Origin of the sequence: Coleofasciculus sp. F4-SAH-05, from assembly GCF_040222985.1 — a bacterium.
GTDB lineage: Bacteria > Cyanobacteriota > Cyanobacteriia > Cyanobacteriales > Coleofasciculaceae > Coleofasciculus > Coleofasciculus chthonoplastes.
Map to the genome: position 1 here is coordinate 12,414 of NZ_JAVKBY010000081.1, position 12,596 is coordinate 25,009.

General features: G+C 45.1%; 9 protein-coding genes. 7 read left to right on the plus strand and 2 right to left on the minus strand.

The window, feature by feature from the left end:
* Positions 1–244: 244 nt before the first annotated feature.
* Positions 245–1,624, minus strand: coding sequence for a chromosomal replication initiator protein DnaA (gene dnaA, locus RIG27_RS09720; RefSeq protein WP_446343251.1), 1,380 nt, complete (start codon positions 1,622–1,624; stop codon positions 245–247).
* 137 nt (positions 1,625–1,761) lie between these two features.
* On the opposite strand from dnaA, the gene def reads away from it, so the two are divergent.
* From def to RIG27_RS09750, 6 genes are all read left to right on the plus strand, one after another.
* Positions 1,762–2,289: a peptide deformylase gene (gene def, locus RIG27_RS09725; protein ID WP_446343236.1), complete on the plus strand. Its 528-nt coding sequence runs from the start codon at positions 1,762–1,764 to the stop codon at positions 2,287–2,289.
* Between the two features lie 112 nt (positions 2,290–2,401).
* On the plus strand, positions 2,402–2,827 hold the full coding sequence (locus RIG27_RS09730; RefSeq protein WP_446344646.1) for a hypothetical protein: 426 nt from the start codon (positions 2,402–2,404) through the stop codon (positions 2,825–2,827).
* Positions 2,824–3,243, plus strand: a complete 420-nt coding sequence (locus tag RIG27_RS09735; RefSeq protein ID WP_446344648.1) for an HNH endonuclease — start codon at positions 2,824–2,826, stop codon at positions 3,241–3,243. Before RIG27_RS09730 ends, RIG27_RS09735 begins: the two co-directional genes overlap by 4 nt.
* Positions 3,244–3,460: 217 nt before the next feature.
* On the plus strand, positions 3,461–4,855 hold the full coding sequence (locus RIG27_RS09740) for a TldD/PmbA family protein (protein ID WP_446344650.1): 1,395 nt from the start codon (positions 3,461–3,463) through the stop codon (positions 4,853–4,855).
* Positions 4,856–4,982: 127 nt separating this feature from the next.
* Positions 4,983–5,756: a helix-turn-helix domain-containing protein gene (locus tag RIG27_RS09745; RefSeq protein WP_446344652.1), complete on the plus strand. Its 774-nt coding sequence runs from the start codon at positions 4,983–4,985 to the stop codon at positions 5,754–5,756.
* Positions 5,757–6,280: 524 nt separating this feature from the next.
* Positions 6,281–10,300, plus strand: a complete 4,020-nt coding sequence (locus RIG27_RS09750; protein ID WP_446344654.1) for a S8 family serine peptidase — start codon at positions 6,281–6,283, stop codon at positions 10,298–10,300.
* Between the two features lie 115 nt (positions 10,301–10,415).
* On the opposite strand, the gene coaE is transcribed toward RIG27_RS09750, so the two are convergent.
* Complete coding sequence (coaE, locus tag RIG27_RS09755; protein ID WP_446344656.1) at positions 10,416–11,021, minus strand: dephospho-CoA kinase; 606 nt, start codon at positions 11,019–11,021, stop codon at positions 10,416–10,418.
* A 53-nt stretch (positions 11,022–11,074) separates the two neighbouring features.
* Here coaE and RIG27_RS09760 point away from each other — a divergent pair, with 53 nt between their 5' ends.
* A complete protein-coding gene (locus tag RIG27_RS09760) occupies positions 11,075–12,448 on the plus strand; it encodes an aldehyde dehydrogenase (protein ID WP_446344658.1) in 1,374 nt (457 codons plus the stop codon).
* Positions 12,449–12,596 lie beyond the last annotated feature (148 nt).

Consider the following 12,596-nt stretch of genomic DNA (forward strand, 5'->3'; position numbering starts at 1 on the left):
ATTCAGACCTTGGGGAAACTGTGGAAAAACTAGACTCAGATGATTGTCAATTCCTGAATTCTTCGTGTTTTAGGAATGGAGTCCTTGTGGAAAAGGTTGTGGAAAATTGCGGGAATTTTTCTGCCCAGGGCGGGTTTAGTCGAGTTTCACCGAAAGGCGCAAAATGTTATCTGTCCAACCCGCCCCTACACCCTACACTCTACCTGCACAGTTTCCTGTTCCCCATTCCCTGTTCCCTTTAAGCTTAGCTTTGAGTTTGACTTGCCAAATTAATGCGATCGCTCAATTGACTCAGTTTCTGTGCCACGCTGGGATCGCGTTCTCGTAATTGAGTAATCTTATCGCAGCTATACATAACCGTGGTATGGTCTTTACCGCCAAATTCTTCACCGATTCGGGGTAAGCTCAAGTCCGTATGCTGCCGCATCAGATACATGGCAATTTGCCGAGACCAACTAATTTCTCGGCGGCGGGAGTTTCCTTTCAAGTCTTCAAGCGAAACGTTAAAGGCATCGGCAACGGTGGTCAAAATGATTTCCGGTGCAGCTTGTACGGTTGGGGTTCGCGGATTCAAAATTGGTGCAATGTTCTCGACACTCATCGGTACTCCCGAAATCGAGATATAGGCGACGACTCGAATTAATGCCCCTTCGAGTTCCCGAATATTCGATTTATATTGAGTTGCAATATACTCGACCACCGATCGCGGCAACCGGATGTTTTCATACTCTGCCTTTTTTTGCAAAATTGCCATCCGGGTTTCCAAGTCAGGCGGCTGAATATCGGCGATTAACCCCATTGAAAAGCGAGAACATAGCCGTTCTTGCAAGCGGCTAATCTGATGCGGCGGGCGATCGGATGCCAAGACGATTTGTTTACCGGCTTCGTGTAAGGTATTGAACGTATGAAAAAATTCTTCCTGAGTATATTCTTTTCCTTCGATAAACTGAATATCATCAATCAACAGCACCTCAGCCGCTCGATAGTGTTCCCGAAAACTTTGCATACTATCTTTGCGGATGGCGGCAATCAGGTCATTGGTAAAGTGTTCGGTAGACACATAGAAGATTTTAGAACTAGGAGAATTCTCCAACCGGAAATGCGCGATCGCTTGCATTAAGTGAGTTTTCCCCAAACCAACGCCCCCACACAAAAACAGAGGATTAAACTCCCGCCCTGGTGATTCGGCTACAGCCAACGCCGCCGCATGAGCCATGCGATTATTGGAACCAACCACGAAGCGAGAAAACACGTACTTCTGATTTAACTCTGTGGGTTTAGGGAGTTGATGGGATGGACGTTCGGTATCGGGGTTGGTGGCAACCGGAGGCGACCAGGAAATACCTGTATCGCTGATTGTAGTGTTGTCGTTGTCAGTGATCACGGTAAGGTAAATGTCCACCGATTGTCCCAGGATCTCCTGCACCACATCAGTGATTGTTTTGATGTAATACTTTTGCAACCAATTTCTGGCAAAGGGATTGGGGGTACAAACCACTAAGCAATTCTGGTCGAGCTGCTGAGCGGTTGTTCCCTTGAGCCAGGTTTCAAAGGTGGGTCGGCTGAGTTGGAGTTGTAAACGCTCCAATACCTGTATCCAGAGCTGTTCGGGGGACATTTCCACGGGCATTCCTCTATTGTCGGTAATTGTTGCTTGTTCTCCTAATTCGAGCTATGAGCAAGATATTCCGGCGCACATTGATATATATAGCGATTTAGCATTGAATAAATAGCAACTGTCCAGGTTAATTTCACCCCATTATGACCCAATCCCTAGAAATCGCTCAGTTAGGCAATCCTATCTTACGCCAGCTCGCTCAACCCATTGATAATGTTCAGGATGAATCCATACAAAAGCTGATTGAGGCTCTCAAGGCAAAGGCGTTAGCTGCCAACGGTGTAGGAATTGCTGCACCTCAAGTGTCTCAATCCTGCCGTTTGTTTATCGTAGCGTCTCGTCCCAATCCCCGGTATCCGAATGCCCCGACGATGGAACCAACAGCGATGATCAATCCGCAGATTGTGGCTCACTCAGATGAGATGGTCAAAGGTTGGGAAGGCTGCTTAAGTATTCCCGGTATTCGCGGGTTAGTGCCGAGGTATCAGGCGATTGAGGTAGAGTACACCAATCAACAGGGTAAGCCGCAGCAACAACAGTTAACCGATTTTGTGGCAAGAATCGTTCAGCATGAATATGATCATCTCAATGGTCTTGTGTTTGTAGACCGGGTGGAGAGTACCCAAGACTTAATCACAGAGCAGGAATATCAACGGCGGATTAGTTCTTGAACGGCTGACAGCACTTTTCACGTTTATGGAATACAAAATTGTATCCACTTGCTTTTCGCCCGATAAACAATCCATCAGATACAAGGTTTTCGGTTCAAGCTACTGCTCTATAATGAGAATAGAGGCAACCCCTAATTACTTGATCATAACTGTGAGAATAACTATTAACGTACCCGAAGGTTTAGTTGAATCGGCTCAATATCTGGGAGCCGCTACAGCGCGAAATCTATCTGAGGTTTTAGTCGATACCCTCGAAATTATTTTACCAACATTTAATAATTTATCGGAAATCACGGATTCGGAAATTTCTCAGCTTGCCAATGAAGATGTCATTGAATTAGCTAATTTAAAAATGGAGGCAGGACAAAATCAACGTCTCGGTGAACTCCAAGCTAAAGGGAAAACTATGGGTTTGACCGAATCAGAACGTTATGAACTATTAATCTTACTATCAATTTATCAAGTTGGGCAATTCCGCAAATCAGCCGGATTGGCTGAAGCCGTTCGCCGAGGATTAAGAACCCCTTTATCTCCATGAGTTTTATCTCTGAAACTCTCCGCCAAAAGATTCGCACAAGAGCCGGTAATCGCTGTGAATATTGCCTCAGCCATCAAGATTATATGATGGGGAGATTACAAATTGATCATATACATCCTCTAGCCAAAGGAGGAAGTAACACAGAAGATAATCTCTGTTTAGCCTGTGAATTATGTAATCAATATAAGTGGATACAAACAGTCGGTGTCGATCCTCAATCAGGGGAAACTGTTTCCTTATTTAATCCTCGTCAACAGGAGTGGATAAATCATTTTACTTGGAGTACAGAGGGGACAGAAATTATCGGTCTCACCCCTTGTGGTCGGGCGACCATCTCTGCCCTAAAATTAAATAATAATTTAGCTGTTACTGTCCGGAAAAATTGGGTGACAGCCGGTTGGCATCCACCCAATTAACAAATTCAAGCAGTCAAAGAACCTGGGGAAGATGTGGGTAATAGATAGCCTACTGGCGTGACACAGCGCTCAATGATTTCTGCAAAGCTGCACTCGCTCCCCTACATCAAGCGATGGCAGGCTGGACTGAAATCTTCAACAAGGGTAGCCCCCATAGCAGTCAAGGCTAGAGTCATTGCACAATAGAAGCAGTTCTATCGTGCTTGTTCCCTAGACCATGCCTACTGTACTCGCGGATACTCAAAATTTAATTGCAGACCTGATCGCTCGCTATCGCTCTCGCGTGGATTACTTAGCGATTCGCCTGGAAGAATCTGAAGGAACCAGCATTATCGTGCGGGGCAATAAGGTAGAAACCTTGAGTGAGGGGCTTGCTATTGGTGGACAGGTGCGAGCCTGTTATAAAGGCGGTTGGGGCTTTGCCAGTTTCAATCAACTCTCTACCCTTAAGGAGCGACTGGAAGAAGCAATCAGCGCTGCCCGAATTGTCGGGGATGGAGAAACCCTACTTGCCCCGATTTCGATCGTGCAAGATACTCGCCAACTCCCCCTAACTGGGACTGATCCCCGGATGATGCCTCTAACCGATAAGAAAGCGCTGTGCGATCGCTACAACCAATTGCTCAAAAGTTTTGATCCCCGAATTACAACCACCTCTGTCCGCTACGGGGATAGCCATCAACGGATCATTATTGCGACATCCGAAGGCACGCTGATTGAGCAATCTTGGGCAGATCTAGAAATGCGTTTCTCGGCTACCGCCCGTAAGGATGAGATTGTGCAGACGGGACGAGAAACCACCGGATCTCGCAATGGCTACGAAGATCTCACTGATCTTGACATGCAAGTACAGGGGGCGGCGCAACGGGCGGTTAATGCTTTGTCTCTGTCACCCGTTCGGGGAGGGGTTTACACGGTGGTTATTGATCCTATCCTCTCCGGTTTATTTGTTCATGAAGCCTTCGGACATCTTTCAGAAGCGGATATGGCGTATGAAAACCCCGATCTGTTGGAAGTGATGAGCAAAGGGCGTCGCTTTGGTCCACCGGATTTACAAATCTTCGACGGTGCTGCTCCAGAGGGACATCGCGGTAGCTATTTCTACGACGATGAAGGAACACCGGCAACAACGACTCAACTGATTAAGGATGGCATTTTAGTGGGGCGTCTACATTCCCGTGAAACCGCAGGTAAGTTAGGCGAAGCTCCCACTGGCAATGCCCGTTGTTTAAACTACCACTATCCGCCCATTGTCCGCATGACCAATACCTGGATTGAACCGGGCAAAACCCCGGTTAAGGATTTAATCCGAGGGATTCGCGAAGGGGTTTATGCCCGCAACTGGTTAGGGGGGATGACTAATGGGGAGATGTTCACCTTTAGCGCGGGTGAAGCTTGGATGATTCGCGAGGGACAGATTGCTGAACCCGTGCGGGATGTTACCCTATCCGGTAATGTGTTTAAAACCTTAGGCGACATCGAAGCGATCGGTAATGACTTCCACTGGGATGAGTCAGGCGGTTGTGGAAAAGGCGGACAGAGTGGCTTACCTGTAGGGTGTGGCGGTCCTTCTTTACGAATTCGCAATGTTGTCGTGGGAGGTAGTCAGTAGCGTTGTTTCAGTCACTTGCCTTTTGTCCGTTGTTCTTTCTCCTTAACAATAGACAACGGACAACGGACAGGTGATATACTGGGGGCGCTATTGGCGATAAATGTGTAATCCTTGATAGGCGGATCAGGTGAACCATTTAACTACAGCTCAAGAAGAGCAACTTAAAAACATCGGAACCTATTTACAACACTGTAGAGAAGAGCAGGAGAAATCGATTGAGGAAATTGCTCTCAAAACCTTTATCTCCTTACGCTCGTTGAAAGCGCTAGAGGCTGGACGGTGTGAGGATTTACCTGAACCTGTCTTTGTTCAAGGGTTTATTCGGCGGTATGCCGAAACACTGAATTTAGACAGCACAAGGTTACTCCAAAGCTTTGCCACCGAGGTGGTATCGCAACCCTCTGATTCTCCTGACGCTAAACCCAACATGGCTCAAGAGACGCCAGTTTCGCGATCGCGTCAACCTTTTCTTCTCTACATTGGCATTGGTGGAATCGTCGCGATCGGTGGATTGGTGTATCTGCTCACCCAAGTCTTCAAACCCCAACCCTCTATACCCGCTCAAGATTCTGGGACAATTGAGCAACAGCTTAATCCCAACCAACCCGCCGTCACCTCAACGCCTGCGCCGACTCTCTCTGATCCCAATTTCCCGGTTCAAATTACAGTAGAAGCCAAAGGAGAATCCTGGGTGCGGGTTAGCGTGGATGGTAAAACTGAGTTTGAGGGAATTTTAACGGAGGACGATTCCCCGACTCTTTGGAACGCTAAAAATGAATTAACTATCCGAACTGGAAATGCGGGGGCGGTATGGGTGTCATTCAATCAAGAAACCGCGAAACCATTGGGAGAGATGGGTGAAGTCAAAGATGTAACCTTTACTCCCACACAGGATTGGTAGTTCCCTGTTCCCAATCCTTACCAAAATGTCCCGCCTTAGACTAATAGTCAATAAATGAGCTAGGGCGGTTGCTATACAAATGGTCTAACCCGTTCTGTTTGATTCAGAGTTCAGCAAGAGTAAAGTTTTGCAACAAATATTGGTTGGTATCGCTAATTTCGCGGTTCAATTCTGAGTAAGTCGTAAAGGTTTGTAATCGATATCCCTACGATTACCAGAAAATAATGTTGACGATGATGCTGAGAACTCTATAGGGAATAAGCATTTCAGAAAAAATTCGTGTTTTGGTTCCCCAAACTTATTTAGCAAAACTCAGGGTGAAACTGCATAAGTCCCTTTGAGTCAGAGATAAAGTCGATTGGGAACAGACAGTCCAAAGAATTCAAGTTTCCCAACCCAAACTTGCTCAAAATACCCAGTTGCTCAACTCGGTACAATTTTAGGCTGGAATAATTAGATTTCGTCTCTACGGTATTACTGAATAGCGCACACATACAAACCAATTATATCGAGGGTTAAGGACTATGTCTACTAACGATTTACGTCCAGAACTTAATGTCGCCTCATTTAACCTAAATAGTCTCGTTGAAGGCACAGATTATTTATCCGGTCAAGTGATTGTCAAGCTCAAGTCAGGGATTGAGTCAACCCAGATGCAAACGCTGCAAGAGAATCTGCAAGCCTCAGTACTCGAATCAACGAATACATTAGGAACACAGCTTTGGCAACTTAATGGACTCAGTGTTGCCCAAGCGATTTCAATGTACAGTAATCATCCGCTAATTGAATATATTGAACCGAACTATACGATTAGTCTGAATACAACCATTCCCAATGATTCAGATTTCAACCAACTTTGGGGGTTAAATAATACCGGACAAACGGGTGGTATTCCAGATGCGGATATCGACGCTCCAGAAGCGTGGGATAGTGCTACTGGGAATAATATCGTGGTTGGGGTGATTGACACAGGCGTAGATTATACTCACCCAGAATTGATTAACAATATGTGGACAAATCCCGGAGAAATTCCCGGAGATGGGATTGATAATGATGGCAATGGTTACGTTGATGATTACTACGGCTGGGACTTTGCCAATAATGATAGCGATCCCTGGGATGATGAAGGACATGGAACTCATGTCGCTGGCACAATTGCTGCTGAAGGAAATAATAATAGTGGCGTAATTGGTGTGGCTCCCAATGCCAAAATCATGGCACTCAAGTGGATAAATGCCAACGGTGGTGGAGACACATTCGATGCAATTCAGGCAGTAGAATATGCCACGATGATGGGCGTTAACCTGACGAATAATAGTTGGCACATTCCTTTATACTCTCAAGGATTATACGATGCGATCGCAGCAGCAGGTCAAGCCGGACAGTTATTTATTGCGGCGGCGGGTAATGGTGGCTTTGATGGGATTGGCGATAATAACGATGTCACTCCCCATTACCCTTCTAACTATGACCTGGATAATATTATTTGTGTCGCCGCTACTGATGATTGCGATAATTTGGCGTCGTTTTCTAATTATGGCGTCACTTCTGTTGATTTAGGCGCACCTGGGGTAGATATTTACAGTACTATTCCTGGGGAAGGATATGCTAGCTATAATGGTACATCTATGGCAACTCCCCATGTCTCTGGGGTGGCGGCGTTAATTTGGTCGCAAAATCCTCAATTAAGTGCTTCGGAGGTAAAAAATCAGATTTTAAGCACTGTTGATCCGATTTCATCCTTGCAGGGAAAAACGGTAACTGGTGGACGATTAAATGCCAATAATGCCTTGACTCCAACGACACCGCCACCCTCTCCTTTAGGAGAGATTCACGGGAGTAAATGGAATGATATTGATGGCGATGGAATTTGGGATGCCAATGAGCCAGGTTTAAGTAATTGGACTATTTATTTAGATCAGAATCAAAATAGTCAATTGGATGCGGGTGAAGTTTCCACCATTACGGATATTAACGGAAATTATTCGTTCACCGGATTAACGGCTGATACTTACACCGTAGCCGAGGTATTATTACCCGGTTGGCAACAAACTGTTCCGGGTTCAGAACCGTCGTTTAAATTGGTAGCGGGTACAGGAAGTGGTGGAACCAATGAATTTAGCTTAGTTGAATTGCAAACTGATCCGGTGGCGGAAATGCTCATTGGTGCTTCTAGTTTCTATACTGGCTTAGATGTTGATCCAACAACTGGACTACTTTATGGTGCTAGTTCTTCCTTGCGGATTATTGATTCAACGGATGGTTATTACAGCACTATTGGTACAATTCATAGTGCTACTAACAGTTCCATTTTGATGAGAAGCATTGCCTTTTCTCCAGACGGAACCTTGTATGGGAATGCGAGTAGTACCAATATCCTTTATACCATCAACCCAGTCACGGCTTTTGCTACTGAAATTGGCACAATTTCCCAGACGACTTGGGGGATTGACTTTGCTCCCGATGGCACACTTTACGGTGCATGGAATAACCTGGTAGAAATTGACCCAGCAACAGGAAATATTCTTGCTAGTGTCGGCTCTTTGGGAACCTATGTCGTGGATATTGATTTTGCTCCTGATGGTTTTATCTATGGCGTTTACGACAGCAACAGTAATCTTTACCAAATCAACCCATCCGACGCTTCAAAAACTCTGATTGGCACTTACGAATCTTGGACTCGGAGTGTTGCTTCTATACCATCGAACAGTAACCTTGTCCCTGGAACTCACACGGTTGATCTAAGTTCTGGAGAAATAGTGACCAATATTACCTTTGGCAACCAACAAATCCAGGATTTATCGCCCCAACTTAACTTCAGTTTTGAAACCGGAGACTTTACAGATTGGAACAGTATTGGAGATGCGACAATCCAAACTGCTACCATTGGCAGTACACCTACCGATGGAACATTCCAGGCTTTAATCACCAATGGTCAAGGTTCAGTTAGCGATAGTAATTTGGAAACCTTCCTGGGATTAAATTCAGGTGAATTAGACAATCTCGGTAATGGGGATGCGATAGAAGGTTCCGCCCTCCAACTCACACCGATTACCGTCAAAGCGGGAGATATTGTAAGTTTTGACTGGAACTTTATTACCAATGAGCAAACTCCCAGTAACTATAACGATTTTGGTTTTATTTCCATCAGTTCTACCCTGTTATCCGAACTAGCAGATACCAACCAGCAATTTAATCGATTTACAGGTTCCTTTGGCAAACAAACAAATTACGGCACATTCGATTATCAGTTTACCCAAGCCGGAACCTATACCATCGGTTTAGGATTAGTCGATGCGGATGATAATAGTGTGGATTCAGGACTTCTCGTTGATCATTTCCAAATCACCCCTGATCCTTTCTTCAACTTTGGCTTTGAAAATGGGGACTTTACCAACTGGACAACGATTGGTAATACCACAATTGAAACTAATTCTATTGGCAGTAATCCTACAGACGGCAATTACCAAGCTTTCATTACTAATAGTGTGGGTTCGGTGAGTGATACAGATATGGAACAGTTCTTTGGTTTAACTGCTGGCGCCTTAGATAATCTGGGTAACGGTGATGTTATCGAAGGTTCCGGGTTACAGTTTCAACCGATTAAGGTTCAGGTTGGAGATAGTATTAGCTTTGACTGGAATTTGATTACCAATGAAGAAACTGCGAGTAGTTTCAGTGATTTTGGCTTCGTTTCCATTACATCCGGTGTCTTATCCGAACTAGCGGATACGAGTGGTAACTTTAGTCGTTTCACAGGTTCCTTTGGTTCTCAAACTGGCTATGGCACATTTACCCATCAATTTACCGAATCGGGTATCTTTACCATTGGCGTGGGTTTAATGGATGCGGGGGATAGTTATGTGGATTCAGGGTTACTCATTGATAACTTCTCATTCATATCTAATAGTGGAACTAATCTGGGATTATCGATTCCCAATGCAACCGTTGAAACAGTTACGCCAGAGTATACGATTCAAGGAACTCCAGATAACGACAAATTAGTCAGTTCTAATCAACAGGATGAATTCATATTCGCGGATGCTGGCAATGATACCGTGATTGGCAGTTTGGGTGATGATGTAATTTATGGTGCAGAGGGTGATGATATCCTACGCGGTGACTTGAATAAGGGTTGCTTAAATGGTGCGATCGCGGGTGATGATATCCTCTATGGTGGCACCGGAAATGATAAACTTCGTGGAAAAGGCGGGAATGACCAACTTTTCGGCGAAGATGGCAATGATAAACTCTGGGGTGATGATGGTAATGATTTACTCTGGGGTGGTTTGGGGAATGACCAGTTAATTGGGGGTCAAGGTTATGATATGTTTATCTTAGCCGTTGGTGAAGGAACGGACAAAATTCGCGATTTCCACATCGTTGAAGATGTGTTAGGCTTGTCGGGTGAACTGACATTTGAACAGTTGTCGATTGCTCAACATGGTAAGAATACTTGGATTGATTTTAATCAGGAAACCTTAGCGGTTTTGACTGGTGTAAATGCGAGTACCTTGACGGCTGATGCATTTGTCTTGATCTAACGAAATGCCAACAATTTGAATCAGGGCGGGTTTTGTGGAGGCGTTACTGGTGACAATGTTCACGAAATTACTAAACCCGCCCCTACACGGATTATATAGCTTGACAAAAATACAATTATGTGTGTTGCTTATTCCCATTCCTGGCTAAAGCCCGATCAACTTGTTGCAACAGAGAGTCGCGAGTGTAAGAGTTATCTAAAACCATATCAGCACGCGCAACTTTTTCGGCGAGGGGAAGCTGACTATTGAGACGAGATTGAGCTTGTTTAAGAGAAAGGCGATCGCGTTCCCGAATTCGCTGGATTTGTTGTTCCTCAGAACAACGGACAACCCAGATTTCGGTCACTAAGTCGGTCATATTGGCTTCAAACAATAAGGGTATCACGACAACCACAGTCGGAGACTCTAGGATATTAAGTTGAGACTTAATGCGATCGCGCACATAAGGATGGATCTGTTGTTCTAACCACTGGCGTTCCTTTGGGTTCGGGAAAACGATCTCCCCTAAGCGTTTACGGTTCAGTGTGCGATCGGCTAATTGTACCTCACAACCGTAGCGGGTAATAATCCGGTTCAAAACAGGGGAACTCGGTTGTACTGCGTCTCTGGCGTAGATATCCGCATCTAAAATCGGAAGCTGATAGATATCGGCAAGATAATTAGAAACCGTGGTTTTACCTGTGCCAATCCCTCCGGTTAAACCAATAATCCGTTTCAACATTAAAGTACGCTATCACATAATAAGTATAAGTTGCAGTCGTAAAGGACGCCAGAATGCTGACCCAAGTACCAGTTACTGATATTATCCGCAAACAACGGGATTTTTTCGCCACAGGGAAAACCAAGGATGTCAAGTGGCGCATCGAACAGCTAAAACGTCTCAAACAAGCGGTTGTTGATGATCAAGAGGCGATTATCAAGGCGGTTCAAGCTGACTTAGGGCGCCCGGAGTTTGAGGCGTATTTTGAAATCGCGGCGATTGGGGAAATTAATTACGCCATCAAGCACCTCAAATCCTGGGTTAAACCCAAAAAAGTAGGAGTTGGATTAGAACAATTCCCCGCCTCGGCGAAAATTTATCCTGAACCCTTGGGTGTGGTGCTGATTATCTCCCCTTGGAATTATCCCTTCCAGTTATTGATTTCTCCCTTAGTCGGTGCGATCGCAGGGGGAAACTGTGCGGTACTCAAACCCTCGGAAATTGCCGCCCATACCTCAAGTGCGATCGCGAACCTGATCCAGAAAACCTTTGATCCGGCTTATATCGCGGTTGTCGAAGGAGACGCCGAAACCAGTAAAGCACTGCTAGCCGAAAAATTCGACCACATCTTTTTTACTGGGGGAACTGCGATCGGCAAAATCGTCATGGAAGCCGCCGCGAAACATCTGACACCTGTTACGTTAGAGTTGGGCGGGAAAAGTCCCTGTATTGTTGATGCGGATACGGATCTCAAAGACACGGCGAAACGGATTACTTGGGGTAAATACCTGAATGCGGGACAAACCTGTATCGCCCCAGATTACCTGTTAGTTGATCGGCGAATTAAGTCAGACCTATTGACAGAATTGCAAAAATGTGTTGCAGACTTTTATGGTCAGGAGCCGGAGAAAAGTCCGGACTATGCCCGAATTATAAGTCACCGACATTTTGATCGGCTGGTTCCTCTGTTGAAGGATGGAAAAATTGTCATTGGCGGACAAACTCGACCAGAAGACAAGTATATCGCGCCCACTGTGATTGATGGAGTTTCTTGGGATTCACCGATCATGGAAGAGGAAATCTTTGGTCCGATTCTGCCTGTGTTAGAGTATCAGGACTTGAATGATGCGATCGCGCAGATTAATGCTCGACCTAAACCCTTAGCCCTTTACCTATTTTCCAAAGATAAACACAAACAGCAACACGTCTTACAGCAAACCTCATCCGGTGGTGTATGTATCAATGACACGGTGATGCAAGTTGGAGTGACAACTTTACCCTTTGGCGGTGTTGGGGATAGTGGAATGGGGAACTATCATGGTAAAGCTAGTTTTGATACATTTTCTCACTTTAAGAGTGTATTGAAAAAGGGATTCTGGTTCGATTTAAATTGGCGGTATCCACCTTACAACGGCAAGTTGTCATTGTTTAAGCGAATTATTGGTTAGGCTTTACCTTAAAAGTCAAAACGTTGTCAGGGCGGGTTTAGTCATATCAGGCTAAGAATTGATAGCGATGCTTTAGATTTAGATATTGGCTCAAATTATCTCATCGACCCTTCACCTTCACGACCTTCGAGGGTATGCTGATGACAAA